The sequence below is a fragment of the Pseudactinotalea suaedae genome, from assembly GCF_009733815.1.
Lineage (GTDB): Bacteria > Actinomycetota > Actinomycetes > Actinomycetales > Beutenbergiaceae > Pseudactinotalea > Pseudactinotalea suaedae.
The window spans coordinates 117,056-136,823 of the sequence record NZ_WNXY01000003.1; the positions used below are offsets into that span (position 1 = coordinate 117,056).

General features: G+C 71.7%; 17 protein-coding genes. 7 read left to right on the forward strand and 10 right to left on the reverse strand.

Annotation, left to right across the window (positions count from 1 at the left end; genetic code table 11):
* The 9 genes from GPA04_RS06100 to GPA04_RS06140 form a co-directional block, all read right to left on the reverse strand.
* On the reverse strand, positions 1-2,952 hold the full coding sequence (locus GPA04_RS06100; protein ID WP_156223199.1) for a glycoside hydrolase family 2 TIM barrel-domain containing protein: 2,952 nt from the start codon (positions 2,950-2,952) through the stop codon (positions 1-3).
* Positions 2,953-2,970: 18 nt separating this feature from the next.
* Complete coding sequence (locus GPA04_RS06105) at positions 2,971-3,909, reverse strand: aldo/keto reductase (RefSeq protein ID WP_156223200.1); 939 nt, start codon at positions 3,907-3,909, stop codon at positions 2,971-2,973.
* The gene (locus GPA04_RS06110; RefSeq protein WP_156223201.1) at positions 3,906-4,739 is read right to left on the reverse strand and encodes a carbohydrate ABC transporter permease; all 834 of its coding nucleotides are present in this window, start codon (positions 4,737-4,739) and stop codon (positions 3,906-3,908) included. Before GPA04_RS06110 ends, GPA04_RS06105 begins: the two co-directional genes overlap by 4 nt.
* A 41-nt stretch (positions 4,740-4,780) precedes the next feature.
* Positions 4,781-5,680, reverse strand: coding sequence for a carbohydrate ABC transporter permease (locus tag GPA04_RS06115; protein WP_156223202.1), 900 nt, complete (start codon positions 5,678-5,680; stop codon positions 4,781-4,783).
* Between the two features lie 113 nt (positions 5,681-5,793).
* Entirely contained in the window at positions 5,794-7,134 is a 1,341-nt protein-coding gene (locus GPA04_RS06120; protein WP_156223203.1) for an ABC transporter substrate-binding protein, read from the reverse strand.
* A gap of 147 nt (positions 7,135-7,281) precedes the next feature.
* Positions 7,282-8,265 (reverse strand): nucleoside hydrolase, encoded by a 984-nt coding sequence (locus GPA04_RS06125; RefSeq protein WP_156223204.1) that lies wholly within the window; start codon positions 8,263-8,265, stop codon positions 7,282-7,284.
* Between the two features lie 70 nt (positions 8,266-8,335).
* Positions 8,336-8,779 (reverse strand): hypothetical protein, encoded by a 444-nt coding sequence (locus tag GPA04_RS06130; RefSeq protein ID WP_156223205.1) that lies wholly within the window; start codon positions 8,777-8,779, stop codon positions 8,336-8,338.
* Positions 8,780-9,063: 284 nt separating this feature from the next.
* Positions 9,064-9,390 (reverse strand): hypothetical protein, encoded by a 327-nt coding sequence (locus GPA04_RS06135; RefSeq protein WP_241680639.1) that lies wholly within the window; start codon positions 9,388-9,390, stop codon positions 9,064-9,066.
* A gap of 34 nt (positions 9,391-9,424) precedes the next feature.
* Positions 9,425-9,778 (reverse strand): hypothetical protein, encoded by a 354-nt coding sequence (locus tag GPA04_RS06140; protein WP_206674139.1) that lies wholly within the window; start codon positions 9,776-9,778, stop codon positions 9,425-9,427.
* Positions 9,779-9,937: 159 nt separating this feature from the next.
* On the opposite strand from GPA04_RS06140, the gene GPA04_RS21190 reads away from it, so the two are divergent.
* From GPA04_RS21190 to GPA04_RS06170, 6 genes are read left to right on the forward strand one after another with little or no spacing between them, the layout of a single operon-like run.
* Positions 9,938-10,780, forward strand: a complete 843-nt coding sequence (locus GPA04_RS21190; protein WP_206674140.1) for an FHA domain-containing protein — start codon at positions 9,938-9,940, stop codon at positions 10,778-10,780.
* Positions 10,780-11,286: a hypothetical protein gene (locus GPA04_RS06150; RefSeq protein WP_156223206.1), complete on the forward strand. Its 507-nt coding sequence runs from the start codon at positions 10,780-10,782 to the stop codon at positions 11,284-11,286. The genes GPA04_RS21190 and GPA04_RS06150 overlap by 1 nt, the downstream gene beginning before the upstream one ends.
* A complete protein-coding gene (locus GPA04_RS06155; RefSeq protein ID WP_156223207.1) occupies positions 11,283-12,596 on the forward strand; it encodes an EsaB/YukD family protein in 1,314 nt (437 codons plus the stop codon). The genes GPA04_RS06150 and GPA04_RS06155 overlap by 4 nt, the downstream gene beginning before the upstream one ends.
* Entirely contained in the window at positions 12,593-13,444 is an 852-nt protein-coding gene (locus tag GPA04_RS06160) for a P-loop NTPase family protein (protein ID WP_156223208.1), read from the forward strand. Before GPA04_RS06155 ends, GPA04_RS06160 begins: the two co-directional genes overlap by 4 nt.
* A complete protein-coding gene (gene eccCa / locus GPA04_RS06165; RefSeq protein ID WP_156223209.1) occupies positions 13,441-17,448 on the forward strand; it encodes a type VII secretion protein EccCa in 4,008 nt (1,335 codons plus the stop codon). Before GPA04_RS06160 ends, eccCa begins: the two co-directional genes overlap by 4 nt.
* Entirely contained in the window at positions 17,445-17,993 is a 549-nt protein-coding gene (locus GPA04_RS06170; RefSeq protein ID WP_156223210.1) for a hypothetical protein, read from the forward strand. The genes eccCa and GPA04_RS06170 overlap by 4 nt, the downstream gene beginning before the upstream one ends.
* A gap of 25 nt (positions 17,994-18,018) precedes the next feature.
* Here GPA04_RS06170 and GPA04_RS06175 read toward each other — a convergent pair whose 3' ends face one another.
* The gene (locus tag GPA04_RS06175) at positions 18,019-18,900 is read right to left on the reverse strand and encodes a sigma-70 family RNA polymerase sigma factor (RefSeq protein ID WP_156223211.1); all 882 of its coding nucleotides are present in this window, start codon (positions 18,898-18,900) and stop codon (positions 18,019-18,021) included.
* A 77-nt stretch (positions 18,901-18,977) separates the two neighbouring features.
* On the opposite strand from GPA04_RS06175, the gene GPA04_RS06180 reads away from it, so the two are divergent.
* Positions 18,978-19,763 carry an SDR family oxidoreductase gene (locus GPA04_RS06180; protein WP_156223212.1) on the forward strand — a complete coding sequence of 262 codons (786 nt, stop codon included), beginning with the start codon at positions 18,978-18,980 and terminating at the stop codon, positions 19,761-19,763.
* Positions 19,764-19,768 lie beyond the last annotated feature (5 nt).

Here is a 19,768-nt window from a genome sequence, read left to right on the forward strand (position 1 = left end):
TCAGCGCGGCTCGGTCACGGTCAGCACGACCGCGTACCGCGTGGGCTCGATCGGGATCTCGTAGCGGCCCGGCAGCGCCGGACCCACCGAGGAGCTGCCCAGCCCACGCACCGCGTGGTCGAGGTGCAGGTAGGTCGCGTCGCGCACCGGCACCTCGTACGGCTTGAGCGCGCGGTCGAGATCGTGGTTCGTGCATCGGCGCACCGAGACGTCGATCGGGGTCGCGGCGTCGACGCGCAGACCGGGCAGCCCCTCACCGGTCAGCTCGGCCCACCGCACCTGGTGGCGGTTGCCGTTCTCCTGCGGGAACGGGTACTCGGTGGCGAGCCCGGGCACCGGCAGCGACCACCGGCCGGCCAGCACCGCGGTCCGGCTGTCCACGTACGCCTCGCCGGGGCCGAGCCCGAACCACGTGAGCCGGCCGAGACCCGCCGGCAGCCGCAGCCGAACCCCCAGCCGAGGCAGCACGACGTCGTGGTGGCCGTACGGGGTGTCGTGCCAGGCCCCGGTCGGTGTCACGTCGACGGTCAGCCGCACCGACTCCTCCGACAGCGGCTCCCACGTGAATGCGGTCTCGAGCGCGAACGGCTGGGTCGCGGGCGCCGTCCGGCCGCGCACGGTGACCGCACCCGCGTCGACGTCGACGCCGTCCACCCGGTGCAGCATCCGGTCGAGCCCGACGGCGCGCCACACCTTCGTCGTGTTGTTGAGCGCGCCCTGGCCGTGGTCGTTCTCGGTGGGAGCACGCCAGACGTCCAGCTGGAGCTCATCGAGCGGCAGCCCACCGAGCGAGCGGACCGCTCCGGTGCCGGCGTCGAGCACGAGCGGTCCCGCCGTGATCGTGTCCTCGAGCCTGCGCACCTGCCCGACCCGTTCGCGGGTGCCCGCCACGCTCGGCGGTGCACCGCCGTCGAGCAGACCTTGGCCCCATGCGACCTGGTGACCCGCGGTGGCCCACGACTCGTCGTGGGACAGGCGCGCCGTGACCGTCAGCCACAGCTCGCCCTCGCCGTGGCCCGCCTCGGGCAGCGCGACCTCGACGCGGGCGCTCTCACCGGCCGCCAGCACGGGCACCGCGAGGTCGCCGGTGGCGAGCTCGGTGCCGTCGCGCTCCAGCCGCCAGCGGTACGCGAGGTTCGAGGTGTCCCGGATCTGGTAGCGGCTGGTGACCTCGACGACGGCGCCGCTCACCTCGATCCGCACCGGCTCGTTGACCTTGGCGTACTCGAGCAGACCGGGTGAGGGCGTGCGGTCGGCGAACAGCAGCCCGTCGTGGCAGTACCGCTGCCCGTTCGGCTGGTAGTCGATGTCACCGCCGTGGCGGACGTAGGTCTGGCCCGCCTCCGTGGTGGCGCGGTAGCCGTGGTCGATCCACTCCCACACGAACGCCCCGCAGAAGCGGTCGGAGCCCGCGAAGATCTCCTCGTAGTCGGCCAGCGAGCCCGGTCCGTTCCCCTGGGCGTGCGCGAACTCGCACAGCAGGAACGGCAGCGCCCGCCGCCGACGCTCGCCGTCGGCGTCCTCGGCCAGCACCTCCGGCGTCTCCTCCTCGCGCCTGCCGATCGCGGCGACGTCCTCGAGCGAGGGGTACATCACGCTGTAGAAGTCGCTGTTGTGATAGGTCCGGTCGCGCTCGTAGTGGATCGGCCGCGAGGGGTCGCGGTCGCGGATCCACGCCTCGATCGCGTCGAAGCCCGCACCGCCCTCGCTCTCGTTCGCGAGCGACCAGATGATGACGCTGGGGTGGTTCTTGTCGCGCTCGACCATGCGCGCCGTGCGCTCCAGCAGCGCCGGGGTCCAGGCGTCGTCGGCGGGCGGGTTGCCCTCCCAGCCGGCGTAGATGAAGCCGTGGGTCTCGATGTCGCCCTCCTCGACGACCCACAGCCCGTGGGTGTCGCACAGGGACAGGAAGTCGGGGTGCGGCGGGTAGTGCGCGGTGCGGACCGCGTTGATGTTGTGCTGCTTCATCAGCAGCACGTCGGCGAGCATGTCGTCGTAGGTGAGAGCGCGCCCTCGCTCCCAGTGCTGCTCGTGCCGGTTGACGCCGCGCATCCGGATCGGGGTCCCGTTGACCTGGAGGACGCCGTCGACGATCGCGACCGTGCGGAATCCGATCCGCTGCTCCGCCTCCTCCCCCGCCGCGCGGATCAGCAGGTCGTACAGCACGGGGCTCTCGGCGCTCCAGGGCGCCACACCCGCGATGCGGTGCTCGACGGCGGAGCTCAGGCCCTCGAGGCCGAGCGCCGGCAGGTCCAGGGTCGCCTCGAGCGCCGCGCCCGCGCGGTCGGTGACGTCGACACGCAGGATGCCCTCGCCGGTGTCGTGGTCGTAGCCCGCGTGGACATGGACGTCGTCGATCCCCCGACCCTCGACGAGCAGCACGTCCCGGAACAGCCCGGGCAGCCACCACATGTCCTGGTCCTCGAGGTAGCTGCCGGCGGACCACCGGTAGACACGCACGGCCAGGGTGTTGGTGCCCTCGCGCAGCAGCTCGCTCACGTCGAGCTCGGCGGGCAGTCGGCTGCCGGTCCACCACCCGACCTCGACGCCGTTGAGCCAGACCCGCGCCGCCGAGTCGGCGCCCTGGAACAGCAGGGTCGCGCCGTCACGGTGCCAGCCCACCGGGACCCCGAAGGTCCGGACGTAGTCACCTGTGGGGTTCTCGTCGGGCACCCGCGGCGGGTCGATCGGGAACGGGTACGCGGTGTTCGTGTACAGCGGGTCCCCGTAGCCCTGGAGCACCCAGTGGCCCGGGACCTCGATCTCGTCCCACTCCCCGACGGGGGTGGCGGTGCCGTCGCCGGGCAGCGGGCCTGTACCTGCTGCCGTCGGGCTCAGCCGGAACCGCCAGCTGCCGGACAGGCTGACCGTGCGGCGGCTGTACCGCACGCCCTGGCTGCGTGGTGTGCGGCAGCCCGAAGAAGGGACGGTGGTCTCGATCGCGTCGGTCATCAGCTGTTCTGGTCGGGTTCAGTCGGTCAGTGTCGAGGGCGGAGCGCCGAGGCCGGCGACGTCGTCCCACAGCTGCGCGGGCACGTCCTCGGCGAGGAGGCTGTCGAGCTCGGCGAGCCGCCGCAGGCTGCTGATGCCGACGACCGTGCTGCGCACCGCCGGGTTGCGCATCGAGAACCGCAGCGCGACCGCACCGGTGCTGACGCCGTGGTCGGCGCAGACCTGCCGCAGCCGCGCCACCCAGTCGAGCAGCTCCTGCGGAGCGTCGCGGTACCCGTACCTCGTCGTGTTGGTCGAGCCGTTGGCCAGCAGCCCGCCGCCGAAGGGCGCGGCGTTGAGCACCGTGAGCCCGCGCTCGGCGGCCTCCTGCATGAGGTCGCCGGCGGAGGAGTCCACGAGCGTGTACCGGTTGTGGCTGAGCAGCACGTCGAACACACCCGTGCGCACGTACCGGGCCAGGAGGTCGCTGGGGCCGGCTGCGACCCCGATCAGCTCGATGAGACCTTGGTCGCGCAGCTCGACGAGGCCCTGCACGGCGCCGTTCGCGCCGTCCATGGCTTGCTCGAAGGTCACCGTGTAGGGGTCGTGCAGCTGGTAGAGCGGCAGCCGTTCCAGGCCCAACCGGGTACGCGACTCCTCGAACGACCGCCAGACCCGGTCCCTGTCGAAGGCGCCGGACCCGAGGTCACGATCCGCCTTCGAGAGCACCTCCGTGCCCTCCGGCAGCCCGTCGAGCTCACGGATCGCCGCACCCAGCACGGCCTCGCTGCGCCCGCGTGCGTACATGTTCGAGGTGTCCACGAGCCGATGGGGGCTCGTCAGCATGCCGATCGCGAGCTCCACCTCGGTCCGCGTCGGCGCGAGGAGCGGATCGCCGTCGGGGCCGAGGTCGCCGAGCCCGGACGTGCCGATCGTGAGGGGCGAGCCGTGCCAACGGGCCGCTGCGTCCGCCGTCATCCCTTGATCGCCCCCGACGCCATGCCCCTCATGATCTGCTTGCTGAGCATCAGGAAGATCACCAGCGTGCCGAACACGTTGATGCAGATGGCAGCGAACAGGGGTCCGTAGTTGGTCGCTCCGTACTCGCCCGAGAAGTTCAGCAGACCCACCTGGATGGTGGCCAGGTCGGGGTTGGTCACGAAGGTCAGGGCGACCAGCAGGTCGTTCCAGATCGAGAAGAACTGCACGAGCCCGAGCGTGACGATCGCGTTGGTCACCATCGGGACGCCGACCGACACGAACGAGCGGAGCATGCTGGCGCCGTCGATCGTGGCCGCCTCGAAGATCTCGCGCGGCAGGGACCGGAAGTACGCCGCCATCATGAAGACCGTCAGCGGCAGCCCCATCGCCGTGTAGGTCAGGATGAAGGGCCAGTACGTCTCGGTCAGGCCGAGCTGGAAGTAGGAGATGAACAGCGGCACCAGCAGCATCTGGCCCGGCACCATGATGCCCGCGAGGAACAGCAGCAGCGTGGTGTTGCGACCCTTCCACACCATCACCTCGAGCGCGAACCCGGCAGCGACGCCGGTCAACAGCAGCAGGAACAGCGAGGGCAGCGTCGCGATCACCGAGTTGCGCACGTTCGTGGCGAAGTCGCCGGTGACCCAGGCCTCGATGTAGTTGCCCCACTGCCAGCTCTCCGGCAGATCGAAGATGCCACCGGTGAGGAACTCGTTCTGGGTCTTGAACGAACTGATCAGCAGCCAGACCATCGGCGCCGCCATCGTGAACAGCAGGAGGCCGGTGAGCACCCAGATGACGATCTGGCCGGGCGTCACGCGAGCCATGCGCGAACGTCGACGGCGGATCGTGCCGACCGTTGCAGCAGTCACTTCTTCGCACCTCCCGCGGCGGTCACGTCGCGGCGCGAGCTGCGGAACACGACGATCGTGATGAGGAACGCCACCACGGTCAGCGCGAGCGCCAGCGTGGACCCGTACCCGTACTCGTTGTAGGTGAAGGTGGTGCGGAACATGTAGAGCGTCAGCGGCGTGGTGTCGTTGCCCGGTCCGCCGTTCGTCAGGGCGATCACCGAGTCGAAGACCTTGAATGTCGAGTTGATCGCGAACACGATGGCCGAGAGCAGCACCGGCAGCGACAGCGGGATGATCATGTGTCGCACGAGCCGCAGCCCGTTGGCGCCGTCGATGCGTGCCGACTCGATGATCTCCTCGGGGATGTCGACCAGCCCGGCGAACAGCAGCACCGCGAAGAACCCCATCGACTTCCACACGTCCATGATCATGAAGACCCAGAACGCGGTCGTGGCGTCACCGAGCCAGTCGATGCTCTGCCCGCCGAAGAACTCGATCAGGGCGTTCACCGGCCCGGGCTGCGGGTTGATCGCGAACAGCCGCTTGAAGAGCTGGGCCACGGCCACGGTCGGCAGGATCACCGGGAAGAAGCAGATGGTGCGCACGATCACCGAGGAACGCTTGAGCGCGAACACGTACAGCAGCGCCAGCAGGTAGCCGGCGGTGACCTGCAGCACCGTGGCGACCGCCGCGTACTTGAAGGAGAAGGTCAACGACTCCCAGAAGTTGCTGTCCCCGACCAGCCGGGTGAAGTTCGCGAAGCCCGCCGGCGTGAAGCCGCGCAGCACGTTGCCGTCGAAGAACGTCAGACCGAGCGACCAGAAGATCGGGACGACCTTGATCAGGGTGTAGAACAGCAGCGCGGGTGCCAGCAGGATGACGATGGCTCTCTTGTCACCCAGGACGCTCTGCATGGCCCGGTCCTCCTCGTGGTCGCGACACCGCGCTCAGGGCGCGGTGGTGGTCATCGCCGTTGCGGCGCGGGTGCGCGGTGCGGGTGCCGGAGCACCCGCACCGCGTCGATGGATCAGCCGTCGGCGGCGATGGCCTCTTCGAGGACCGCGGCGTAGTCCTCGGGCGTGATCCCGCCGTCGAGCAGCGGCCCGGCGTTGGTGCCGGCGGCGTCGCCGAAGCGGGCGCCGAACGGAGCCTCGAACCAGATGACCGCACCGGTGGCGCTCTCCATCTGGGTCACGATCTCGCTGACCAGCTCAGGCGTCTCCACTTCGGTGTTCTGCACGAAACCGGAGATGGCGCCCTGGTTCTCCATGAGGCTGCTGCCGTAGTTCTCGGCGATGCAGACCAGCCAGTCGCCGACCTTGTCGTTGTACAGGTCGGCCGAGAGCGCCGTCACGGTACCGGTGTTGGCGGGGTAGTCCGAGATGCTGCCGGAGCCACCCTCGACCTCCGGGAACGGGAAGAAGCCGAAGCTGTCGGGGCCGAGCGGGTTCTGCGCCTCGTCGTAGACCGAGGACAGCGTCCAGGAGCCGTTGTACATCATGCCGACGTTGCCCGCGAAGAACTGCGACGTCACCGTGTCGATGTCACGCGAGGTCACGCCCTCGCCGAAGTAGCCGGCCTCGCCGAGCGAGGAGACCTCCTCGATGGCGGTCAGGTACTCGGGGTCGGAGAAGCTGGCGTTGCCGTCGACCACGTTCTGGAGGGCGTCGACGCCCTGCGAGCGAGCGAGGTAGGTGCTGAGGTAGCGCGTGATGGTCCAGCCCTGGGTGCCTGCGGCCGTGAGCGGCTGCACACCCGCCGTGTCCAGCGTGGCGGCCGCGGCCTTGAAGTCCTCCCACGTGGTCGGCACCTCGATGCCGTTCGCCTCGAAGAGGTCCTTGTTGTACCAGAAGCCCTCGACGTTGTACTGGAACGGGATCGAGACCATCGAGCCGTAGATCGTCTTGACCGTCTCCGCGGCTGCCGGCAGCACGTTGTCCATGATGCCGAGCTCGTCGAAGGTGGTCTCGAGGTCGAGCAGCGCGCCCGACTCGTACATGTCTCCGCCGACCTTGGACTCGGTGGTCGGCGAGATGAACATGACCGGCAGCGCTTCCTGGCTGGCCAGCAGCGGCACGCGGTTGTTGACCTCGGCCTGGGCGATGGACTCGATGCTGAGGGGCAGTGCGGCGTTGGCGTCGGCGCACGCGCCCTCGGAGAGGCGCGTGAGCTCCTCGCCGATCTGGGGGTTCTCGGTGATGGTCAGGAAGCTGAACTCGGTGGCGCCGCCGTCGGCGCTGTCGCCGCCGGTCGGGTCCGAGCCGCCACCATCGGCAGGGCCGCAGGCGGTGGCGATGAGGGCGAGCGCGGCGGCACCCGCGACGGCGGGTGCGAAGCGCCTGCGCATGAGGCGAGACGAGCGGGGCATGGGTCCTCCTTGACGGGCAACATTGAATCGTTGCAAGCCGGATCGTAGGCACCGCACGCCGCGGCGTCAAGTCTGCTCGCCACTGAATACCTATGCATCAACGGATCGTGGCGTCGCGGCGCGCCGGCGAGCCCGGCTCCTCAGGCGTCAGGAGGAGGCCGCGAAGGCGCGGATCTTGGCGAACATGTCCTCGAAGAGGTACCGGGTGTCGAAGGTCTCGACGACGTCGACCGTGCGACCTGCGAGGCCCAGCGCGAGCGCGCCGTCGTCGGTGAAGCGCGGAGCGGGTCGCCGGCGGATCACCCCGCCACCGGCGTTCAGGACGAGCCCGACGGCGGGTGAGTCGCCGAGCGAACGCCGCTCGATGGCCGACGGGTTCCAGCGGTCGTTCCACTCGATGAGCTGGCGGACCAGGTAGGCGCCGAGCTCGCCCGCCTCGCCGATCTTCTCCTGCAGCTCGTGATAGCCGACCGAGCACATCCGGTACGTGGACTCGGGCACCTGGATCACCCGCACACCGGAGCCCAGCACGACGTTGGCGGCCGCGATGTCGTTGGAGAGGTTGAACTCGATACCGGCATCACCGCCGGTCCGGCCGAGGACGCCGTCGTAGGGCGGCCCGCCGATCCAGATCACCGTGAGGTCGCGCTCCACGAGGCGCGGCTCGAGCAGGAGCGCCGAGGCGACGGTGCTGAGCGGCCCGAGGACGAGCACGCTGAGCGGGGCGTCCTCGGACATCGCCTCCTCGATGATCAGGCGGGCTCCCTCGCAGTCGATCGGCGTCGCCTCGTCGGGGATCCACGTCTCCGCGCCGTCCACGACCCGCGTGGTGGTGTCCCCCAGCAGAGCGAGGAGCCGGTCGATCTCGGCCCGGCTGTCCGCGAGGCTCGTGGTGCTGCGACGCAGACCGAAGTGGGCCGCCACGACGCCTCGCACGTCCAGCGTCGGCGACAGCAGGGCGTGCACGATCGCGAACTGGTCGTCGGCCTCGTTGGCGGCATCGGTGTCGAGGACGACGCGGTGCCGCGGCGGAGGCGCCGCGTTGGGCTGGTCCTGCACGGTCGGCGGGTTCAGGCTCGAGGTCTGCCGGGCCCGGTCGAGGGCGTCGAGGGCGTCACGGTGCGAGGTCATGCCAGCCAAGCGTAGACCTACCCACTACTGGGTCGATATGCGCGAAGCGCCGGCTGCGGCCGGCGGCGGTTCAGCCGCGGGCCGCCCTCCGCAGCGCGAACCAGGACCGGGAGGGGGCCAGGAACAGCAGCACCAGCGCACCGACCACGAGAGCTGCGTCGATCGCCACCAGCGCCAGGTCGGACGCCCGCAGCTCACCGAGGGCCACGACCAGCCGCACCAGGCCGTAGAGCACGACGGGCAGGAGCAGGTACCGCGCCCAGCCGTGCCCGCGCCACACGAGCACGGCGGCGACCACCTCGAGGATCGCGGGCAGCGACAGCAGTGCGCCCACGGCCAGCACGAGGGCGTCGACGCCTCCCGGTCCGGCGATCCCGGCCATGGCGCGGGGAAGCTCGACGAGCCACCACCCGATCGAGACCGCGAGGAGCGCTACGCCGGCGACGACCGTGGTGGGGCGCCGCGCGGCGGATGCCTCGGCGGGCGCGACGACGGTCGGATCGATGTCACTCATACCGCGTAACCGTAGGGCTGATGTGCGCTCGTGAAGTCCGGATGGACCCGGTTGCGACGGGGAGGACTGCCCTCACGGGGGCGCCGGCGCGCACGTGGTAGCGCCGCCGCACGCGCCCGGTGACGGCGCCGCCCGGCGCCTCCCGCACGTGCACGAAGGGCAGCCGCCGCGCGGTGCCGGTCTACCGGCCGGCGAGAGCAGAGCGGCGTCGTCGGATCCTCATCAGGATCTGACGACGCCGTCTCTCACGCAGCTCGGTGCGTGGCTTCGTGCCGTGCGTGCGGTCAGGCGCCCGGGATGTAGCTGGCCGCGGTCGACATGGCGCGGCGCGCGATGTCGTCGTTGTCGGCGAGCGAGGTCCGCAGGGCGGTGATGATGCCGCGGATCTCGGTACCGGCCATGTTCCACTGCTTCTCGACGCCGGCGTACTGGTCGGAGACGCCGTCGGCCTGGTAGGCAGCCATCGCCTGCTTCACGTCGCTGTCGCGGCGCGTCAGCGCCGTCTCGAGCAGCCCGGCGATGCGCTCGAAGTTCGCCTGAGCGGTCTCGGACGAGCTGATGTTGTAGTCGTTGCGGTCCATCTGGTTGCCGCCGCCATGAGCCATGTTCATGTTCGTGTCTCCCCTTGGTCAGGTCGGTGTGAGGTCAGGCCTGCGTGGCCGAGAAGCGCGAGGTGTCGGCAGCCTCGAAGCTGGCGGAACCCTCGGCGCTGGCGTGGACGGCCTCGCTGTCCTCGGCCGCGGTGGTGAACGTCTTGTGCTGGCCGGCGATCGAGCCGGTGATCGCGACGAGCGAGTTGTTCAGCATCGTCGAGATCTCGTCGGTGCGGGTCTTGAACCGGTTGAACGCCGCCTTGCCGGGACCGTTGAACGTGCCCTCCAGCGCCTCGGCGGCGGAGTACAGGTCGCGCACCAGCTGGCCGAGGTCTTCCGACTCGGTGACGGTCTTCTTGCCGAGGACCGACAGGACGTCGGATTCCATCGAGTACTTCATGTTCATGGTTTGTCCCTCCCAGGCACGATTTGCTCGTGTCGTCGAGCGTAGGTGAGATCGATAGGGCCTGCTAGGGCAGTCCTCCCCATCTGTGGGTAGCCGCGGCGTGGACGTCACCATCAGGCAGTAACGTCGGCACGACCCGCCGATATTGGAGCAGCTGCGTTGCACGCCTACCGTCAGCTCACCGAGCCGCCCGGCCCGAGCCGTGCCGTGCTCGCCGATCGGCGACCGCTGCCGCCCGAGGTGGTGTTCGCCGGCGCCCGGCCGGCCTCGCGCCTGTGGGTCGCGCTCGACGCCGCCGCGATCCTCGTGCTGGCCGGCGCCGGATACCTCGTGGGCGCGGCGACCGACGTCGCGCCGGCGCTGCTCGCCGCGCTCGGCGGCGGCCTCGTGCTGCTGCTGGTCGTGCTCGACCTGCTGCGCACGGGCCGCACGATCGGCCACCGCATCCTCGGGATGCGCACGGTCGATGGTGCGACCGGCCTGCCCGCACCGCTCGCCGGCCTCACCCGTACCCGCACCGTGGACATCCGGCAGGGCCACGACCCGGTGCGGATCCTGCCGCGTGCCGGTGAGATGGCGCCCAACCAGGGCGACCAGTGGCGGCTGACCGCCTCCCGGGCCCTCAACGCCCCCATCATCCTCACGCTCGACAACGGCATGGCGTTCAGCCTCGTCGGACCCACCGTGATCGGCCGCAACCCGTCGCAGCTCGAGGGGTCCTCGCACCTGCTGCAGCTCCCCGACCTCACCCGTACGGTGTCCAAGAGCCACGCGCTGCTCGAGCCCCAGGGCGGCATGCTCTGGGTCACGGACCTGGGGTCGATGAACGGCACCGCGGTCGCCGAGGACGGCGGCGACCTCGAGCCGCTGGCGCCCCACGTCCGCACCGTGGTCAGGCTCGGCGCGACGATCGAGTTCGGCGACCGCCTCGCCGGGGTCGGTGCGGCCAACCGCCCGCAGCCGACGGCCCCCGCGCAGGGAATGTCAGGAGACGAACGCTGATGCAGCAGGACAAGATCATCATCCAGACGACGAAGACGCACCGCGCGCGTCTGTCGTCGGCGCTGTCGTACGGCGCCCTGGGCCGGCGTCGCGCGGTCAACACCAACGTGAAGCGCCTGATCGGCTCGGTGGTGCTCGCCGCCGTCGCCGGGGTGGGATGCATCGGTTACGGGTTCGTCGTGGACCTGCTGCTGCGGCAGCGTGAGACCGCGGCGGTGGAAGCGTTCCAGCAGCAGATGGCCACGAACCCGCTCCCGGAGACCGAGACCCGTGTCCTCGACGAGGAGACCGGCTTCCTCGTCGACTCCGAGACCGGCGAGTGGATCGACCCGCAGACCGGATTCATCATCGACCCGGAGACGATGCTCTCCACCGACCCGGACGGCAACGTGATCGACCCGCGCCTCGACTGGTTCTACGACCCTGCCACCGGGTACTACACCGACCCCTCGAGCGGCGTCACGATCGACCCCGTCACGATGAAGCCTGTGAGGGATGAGCAGTGACCGACTACACGCGGGTCACCATCCAGGGCGAGGGCCGCAAGGCCGACCTGGTGCTGCCCGACGACGAGCCGATCGCCGCGGTGCTGCCCGAGGTGCTCTCGCTCCTGGACGAGACCACGGACCGCTCCTCGCGCCCGGTGGTGCTGATGACGACCGTGGGCGAGCAGCTCTCGCCCGCTCTGACGCTCGCCGAGCAGGACGTCGAGCACGGCTCGATCCTGCGGCTGGTCCGCGTCGACGAGGCACCGCCCCCGCCCGAGGTCGCCGATGTCACCGACCTCATGGGAGAGGCGGCCGAGACCCGCTCCGACGCCTGGCGCCCGGTCTGGGCCACCGCGGCCGCGGCCGCCGTGGCCGCCGTCGCAGGGTTCCTGGCAGGCCCGGCGGCACTGCTCGACGGATACACGCCGTCGCAGGTCGGGATCGGTCTGCTCGTCCTCCTGGTGCTGGCCACGGTCAGCGCTCGACGGCGGCGCACCGGTCCCGCTGTCGTGCTCACCGCCGCCGTGGTCGGGGGTTTGGGTGTCGTGACCGGGCTGGTGCTCGCGCAGGTCGGTCTCGATCACCCCGGCGCGACGATGCTGGTCTGGTTCGGGCTCACCGGGCTCGCGGTGGGCCTCGTCGCTGCGATCGGGTTCAAGGACGTCCCGCTCGCGCTCGGCGGTGGTGCGGCGCTGGTTCTCACCGGTGCCTGGATCCTCATGCACCAGGCGAGCATGCAGCCGCTGCACGTCGCGGCGTGGACGGCCGTCGTCGGGGTCGTGCTGCTGGGTCTGCTTCCCGGCATCGCGATGTCGGCGAGCGGGCTCACCGGCCTCGACGACCGGGTGGTCGAGGGGCAGCGAGTGTCGCGCCCCGCCGTCGAGCGAGCGGTCGACGCCACGCATCGCGGACTCACCTGGGCGACCGTCGCCGTCGTGCTGCCGACCTCGCTCGGCGCCTGGCTGCTGGCGAGCAGCGACGAGCCGGCGGCACAGGGCATCTGCGCCGCCGTCGGGCTGGTTCTGCTGCTGCGCACGCAGGTGCTGCCGCTCGCGCCGCAGCGGCTCGCGCTGCTCGCCGGCGGGGTGGTGCCGCTGGCGACCCTCGCGTTCACCGGGCTGATGTCACCCGGATCTGCCACGCTGGCCTCGTTCGCGCTGATCGTGGTGCTCGCCGTGGTCGTGGGGGTGCGCGCCTCCGAGAACACCCGGGCGCGGCTGCGTCGCTTCGCCGGTGTGCTGGAGATGATCGCCGTCATCGCGCTGGTGCCGCTGCTGATGTGGCTGCTCGGCATCTTCGCCGACCTGGTCTCGACGTTCACCTCATGAGGCGGGTACGGGGGCTGATCGCCGCAGCGCGGCCACGACGCATCGCCGAGCTCCAGGCGCTCGACGAGCAGGTCCGCCGACCGCTCGCGCTGTCGACCCGGGTGGGCTTCGTCGGCACGGCCGGAGGCGTCGGGTGCTCGAGCGTGGCGGGTCTGGCGGCCAGCGTCCTCGCACGGCGACGCACCGGGCGGGTGCTCGCGGTCAACGCCTCGGGCGGCGAGCGGTCGCTGCTCTGGCACGCCGGGCTGCTGAGCGAGGCGACCAGCACGATCGAGCAGGACAGCCGACGTGCCTCCGCCGGGACCGCCCGGGAGGCCCTCGACGGGCTGGTGGCCGCGCCGTCAGGCCTGCGCGGCATCGATCTCACCCGCCAGACCCAGACCGACGACAGCCGCTGGTGGGAGGCCGTCGCGCCGTCGAGCCGGTTCTTCGACTTCGTGGTCACCGACTGGGGTGCGCGCGATGTCGCCTCGCTCGGCCACGTCGTCGCCGCGAGCTCGTTGCTGGCGATCGTGATGACGCCGGACCGGGTCGCCATGCAGCACGCCGTCGACCTGGCTGCCGCGGCGTACGCGGCGAACCTGCCGGCGGTCGGGGTGCTGGTGCCGGCCCGCGGTCGCGCCGGCTGGGGCGTGGGCGAGGCCGTGCGGGCCTTCCCGATCCCGGTGCACCGCTTCCCGCGCGACCGCGCCCACGGCGCAGCGCGACCCGTGGCGAGCACCCGGTTGCTCGACAGCACGAACCTCGCGGCGATCCGGCTCGCCGCCGGGCTGGTCTCCGCGGCAGCCGCGCGGCGGTCCGATGCGGCCGCAGGCCGTCGACGTCCCGAGGAGAAGGTGAAGGCGTGAGCGTCAAGACCGTCCACCGACCCACCCGCGAGACGCTGCCGCTCGAGCGGCCGGAGGGCGACACCCTCGCCCCGCCGCCCGCGCTCGGCGACGACACCGGCGGGACGCCGCTGCAGATGCTGCTGCCCATCATGGGCGCCTGCACCTCGGTGGTGATGATGGTGGTGCTGCGCGGCATGAACAACCCGCTGTACCTGGCGATCGCGGCACTGGTGTTCGTCATCGCGATCGTCGGCGGCGTCGGCTTCGCTCTCAGCTCGCGCGGCCGCAACGCCAAGCAGGAGGCGCAGAAGCGCGAGCTCTACCTCGACTACCTCGAGCGGGTGCGGGGCGACTTCTCCGACCGCACCGAGGCGGTGCGGCTCGAGGCCAGCGTGCTGCACCCGCAGCCGAGCGCCCTGATGTCGATGATCCGCGACCCGAAGCGGCTGTGGGAGCGGCGCCGCAGGGACACCGACTTCCTCGAGGTGCGCGCCGGGCTCGGCACCGTGCCCTGGTTCGAGATCGGGGTGCCGAACCCGGAGTCGCCGGTGCAGCCGCACGACCCGATCCTGCTCGCCGAGGCCGAGCTGATCGCGGCGTCCTGCTCGCTCGTGGAGGCGATGCCGCTCTCCGTGGGGCTCCGCCAGGCCGGCGTGGTCGCGATCATCGGCGACCGCGAGTGCGGTGTGGCGCTGGCGCGCGCGATGCTGCTGCAGGTCGCGGCGCTGCACGCGCCCGACGACGTCGGCATCGCGCTGGCGTTCCCGCCCGAGAACGCCGCCGACTGGGCCGGCGCCGACCTGCTCCCCCACACCCAGGAGCCGTCGCTGTTCGACGGCCCCGTGCCCGCCCGCCGGGTCGCGTCGAGCCTCGAGGGTCTGGGGAAGGTGCTGGGCGAGACGTTCACCGACCGCGTGCAGGCGGCGAACAGCACCCGCCGGGCCGGCCCGCAACGCAACCAGCCGCCGCACCTGGTGATCGTCGCCGACGACCACGGGCACGTCGCCTCCGCGCTGCCGCTGGGCAGCAACGTGCCGCTGCGCGAGCTGGGCATCACGGTCATCCACCTGCTCGCCGACCGCCTCGACGAGCCCGGGGACGTCGACGTGCGGATCACGCTCGACGCACCCGCCGAGTCCGCCCGTGCCGACCGGGACGTGGCGCCCAGCGCCACGATGACCACGGCACCGGGCACCCGGAACGCCGTCGAGGTCACGATGCGACCGGACGCCGTCGACAGCCCCGAGTTCACCGCCACGGCGCGGGCCATGGCGGCGCTGCGCGTGACGCTGATCGCCTCGCGCGACGAGCAGGGGGACGCGACGCTGGAGGTGGAGGACCTGCTCGGCATCGCCGACCCCACCACCTTCGACCCCGAGGACCTGTGGCGGCCCCGGGCGCCCGCGGACTTCCTGCGCGTGCCGTTCGGCATCGACGACCTCGGCAACCCCGTGCTGCTGGACCTCAAGGAGAGCGCGCAGCTCGGCATGGGGCCGCACGGCATCTGCATCGGCGCCACCGGCTCCGGCAAGTCGGAGATGCTGCGCACGCTGATCCTCTCGCTCGCACTCAGCCACCCGCCCGAGGACCTGTCGATGATCCTCGTCGACTACAAGGGCGGCGCCGCCTTCGCACCCTTCGAGGGCCTCCCCCACCTCGCCGGGCTCATCGACAACCTCGCCGACGACCCGCAGCTGACCACACGCGCCCGGGCGTCGATCCAGGGCGAGGTCGTGCGGCGCCAGCAGCTGCTCAAGCAGGCCGGCTCGTCGCCGTCGATCACGCACTACCGCCAGCTGCGCGAGGAGAACCCCGACCTGCCGGTGCTGCCGCACCTGTTCGTGGTGATCGACGAGTTCGGTGAGCTGCTGACGGCGGAGCCGGAGTTCATCGACCTGTTCCTGCAGATCGGCCGGATCGGACGCTCGATCGGGGTGCACCTGCTGCTGTCCAGCCAGCGGATCGAGGGCGGCAAGCTCCGCGGGCTCGACACCTACCTGTCCTACCGGCTGGGTCTGCGCACGTTCTCGGAGTCGGAGTCGCAGGTCGTGCTCAACACCGGCGACGCGTTCCACCTGCCACCGCTGCCCGGGTACGGCTACCTCAAGGTCGACACCAGCGTGTACACACGGTTCCGCGCCGGGTACGTCTCCGGGCCGGTGGTGCGCGGGCGGACCACCCGTGAGGAGGAGGACGTGGCGCCGCAGCCGATGCTGCTGCCGCTCTACAACGGGATCAAGCGCGACCGGAACGACCAGCAAGGCCCCGCGCTCGCACCGCTGACCCGGCCCGACACCTCGCTCACGGTCGTCGAGGCGGCCGTGGAGCGCACGCGCGACGACGAGCGCGCGGTCCGGCCCGTCTGGCTGCCGCCGCTGCCGGAGCGCCTCGCGCTCGGCGCGGTGGTGGACCGCGCGACGGCGCGGGACACCGCGCTGACGATCGCGATGGGGCTGGTCGACGACCCCGAGCACCAGGCGCAGGACCCGTGGCTGCTCGACCTCACGCGGGCCGGTGGCCACGTCGCGATCATCGGGGCGCCGCAGACGGGACGCAGCACGTTGCTGCGCACCGTGGCCACCTCGCTCTCGCTCAGCTACACCCCGCGCGAGGTCGCCATCTACGGCATGGACCTCACCACCGGCGGGCTGCAGCGCATCGAGGGATTCCCGCACGTGGGTGGCGTGGCGACCCGTTCGCACCGGGACCGGCTGCGGCGCCTGCTCGAGGAGCTCGCCGGGATGCTCGCGATGCGCGAGGCCATCTTCCGGGACCGTTCGATCGACTCGATCGCGCAGCTGCGCTCGATGCACGCCGCCGGCCGGGTGCCCGAGCTGCCGGCGGCGGACATCGTGCTGCTGGTCGACGGCTACGGCTCCATCCGGCAGGACTTCGAAGAGCTCGAGGACCAGTTCGTCGACATCATGCTGCGCGCCTCGAGCTTCGGCATCCACCTCGTCCTCGGGCTGACCCGATGGAGCGAGCTGCGGATGGCCCACCAGGCGCTGTTCGGCACGCGCATCGAGCTGCGGCTCAACGAGCCCTCCGAGTCCAGCGTCGACCGCAAGCTCGCCGCGCTGCTGACGGCCGACCGCCCGGGCCGCGTGCTGCTCGACGACAAGAAGATGGCTCAGGTCGCGCTCCCGGTGCTGGACGTGGTCCCCGACGACGAGCTCGGCGAGGAGCTGGAGGAGCTGGCCAAGCGCACCGCGCAGTCCTGGAGCGGGCCCTCCGCCGCACCGATCCGGCTGCTCCCGCTCACGCTGTCGGCCGACGATCTTCCCGAGGCCTTCGAGGAGCCGGACGTGGTGCCGCTGGGCCTGCGTCAGGACACGATGGAGACGGCGGTCTGGGACTTCGCGGGCGAGGACCAGCACATGGTCGTGTTCGGCGACGCCAAGTGCGGCAAGTCCACGCTGCTGCGCACGATCGCGACCGGGCTGATGGAGCGCTTCACGCACGAGGAGCTCGCGATCGCCGTCATCGACCCGCGCGGGCGCGTGCCCGGCGTCATCAGCGACGAGTACCTGGCCGCGCACGCCTGCAACGCCTCGCAGGCACGCGGACTGTGCACCACGATCGCCAGCGAGCTCGAGAAGCGGCCCGGCCTCGATCCTGAGACGCGAGCCCGGTCGCCCCGGATCGTCCTGCTGATCGACGACTACGACATCGTGGGCGCCGGCGGCACCGACCCGCTCGCCCCGTTGCTGCCCCACCTGCCGAACGCCCGCGACCTCGACCTGCACCTGGTGCTCACCCGACCGGTCGCCGGCTCGGGGCGCGCCATGTACGAGATGTTCCTGCAGGTGCTCCGCGACACCGGCGGCTCGCTGCTGGTGATGTCGGGCGAGCGCAGCGAGGGCCAGGTCGCACCCCGCGTCTACCCCGAGCGGTTCCCGCCCGGGCGCGGCCGGTTCCTGCGCCGCGGTGAGCGACCGCACATCATCCAGATCGCCAACACTCCCGAGCCCACGCCCGAGGAGGCCGCGGCTGCAGCGGCCGGTGCCGGGGTGACGTCGTGAAGACCCTCGCGGTGGTCGGGACCGCCGGCGGGGTCGGCACCACCACGGTCGCCGCGCTGGCCTTCGCCGGCATGCGCCAGCACCCCCACGGCGGCCCGATGCTCTACGCACGCCCGAGCGCCCGCCTGATCGACCGGGTGGGCGACGACTCGGTGCCCGCCCTCAACGGCGACCTCGCGATCTGGGATGCCGGCGTCCACAGCCCCGAGAGCGCCGCGGCGCTGCTCGAGGCGGGCAGCTGCGTGCTCGCGGTCGCGGCACCGGCGACGCCGCTCGGCATCGCCGACGCCGCCCGGGTGCTCAGCACGGTCGCCGAGCTCGGCGAAGATGCGCTCTCGGGTGTCGCCGTGGTGCTCAGCCAGGTCGACGGCCGCGGTCGGCCCGTGCCCAGCCCGGCCATCCCCTCCCCGATGCTGGTGCGGATCCCCTACGACGCCACGCTCGCCGCCGCCGGTCCGGTGCCGCCGGTCGGGCGGCTCAGTGGGCGCGCCCGCACGGCCGCCGTCGCGTGGCAGCGCCGCGCCACCGCCCTCCTCGCCCCCTGAGCTCCGCAGCCGCTGCCCCCGCGGGTCACCGCGCTGGCTGGTCGCCGACGAGCTGCTGCACCCCGAGTGCGTCGAGGCGGTCCGGATCGGCGAGGACGTCGAGCCTGACGATGCGACCGTCCTCGATCGAGAAGGCCATGATCGACACGACCCGCTCCCCCATGACGGCCGCGACACCGGGCAGCCCGCCGATGAGGACGGGCGTCGAGTGGGCCGCGAGCCGACCCGACAGGACGGCCTGCTCGGCGATCGCGCGTGCGCCGTCGACGACCTGGGCGGTGGTGCCGTAGTCGGCGTGCAGCACGGCGCCGTCGTCGAGCAGCGCGAGGAGCGCCCCGAGGTCGCCCTCCTGGGCGGCCGCCAACCACGCCTCGACGATGTGCCTGCCGCGCTCGCGTCCGGGGCGTGCCGGTTCCTCGGCACCGCGCACCCGCCGGCGCCCGCGGGAGGCGAGCTGGCGGGCCGCCTCGGGTGAGCGGTCCAGCACGGTCGCGATCTCGTCGAACGGCCGATCGAAGACGTCGTGCAGCACGAACGCGATCCGCTCGGCAGGGCTCAGCGTCTCCAGCAGCACGAGCAGGGCGACGCTGACCTGGTCGCTCTGCGCCACCAGCTCGGCGGGGTCCTCGGCAGCGACCGGCTCGTCGCGCCACGGCTCCACCTGCCAGGAGTGCTCGCGCCTGCGCCGCGGCGCGCGCAGCAGGTCGAGGCTGACGCGGGACACCACGGTCGTCAGCCACGCCGAGAGGTTCTCGATCTCCTCGTTGGCTGAGCGATCCAGCCGCAGCCAGGTCTCGTGCAGCGCGTCGTCGGCATCGGCGGTCGAGCCGAGCAGCCCGGTCGCGATGGCGTGCAGCCGGGGCCGCTCGGTCTCGAACCGCCGGGCAAGGATTCTTCGATCGGTCATGTCACGTCTCCTCGATGTCGATCGTCAGGACCTCGACGCGGGACCGTCCCGTGTTGTGACATGAAGGACAGACAAACATGAACGCACCCATTCTCGTGACCGGCGGAACCGGGACGATCGGCAGCCGGGTGGTGCCGCTGCTGCGGAGCGCAGGCCAGGACGTGCGGGTCCTCTCCCGCCGGGGCGGTGACGACGCACCCGGCCTGACGCACGTCGAGGGCGACACCGTCGCCGGGCACGGCCTCGCCGAGGCGCTCGAGCACGTGGACGTCGTGCTGCACCTGGCGGGCGGCGCGAAGGGCGACGACACCGCAGCGACCAACCTCGCTGCTGCGGCCAGGCGCGCCGGGGTGAAGCACCTCCTGCTGATCTCCGTGGTCGGGGCCGACGCCATGCCGATCGGCTACTTCCGCGCGAAGGCCGCTGCTGAGCGCGCGATCGCGGAGTCGGACGTCCCGTGGACGGTGCTGCGCGCCGCGCAGCTGCACGAGTTCGTGCTCCCGGTCGTCCGGGGCATGGCCAAGCTCCCGCTGCTACCGATGCCCGGCGGTCTGCGCTTCGAGCCGGTGCACGTCGAGGAGGTGGCAGCCCGGCTCGCGGAGCTCGCGCTGGGCTCGCCCGCCGGTCGGGTCGCCGACATCGCCGGCCCGGAGGTGCTCGACGTCCGGCAGCTGGCCGATGCCTACGTCGCGGCGATGGGCAGGCGTCGCCGTCGCGGCGTGCCCGTCCGGATCCCGGGGGCAGTCGGGCGCGCCTACCGCGCCGGCGACAACCTGGCCGGCGCGCCCGTGCACCGGGGCGCGCGCGGCTGGTCGGACTTCCTGGCAGAGCTGGTGGCGCGCACGGCGGACGTGCTGCGGTGACGCCG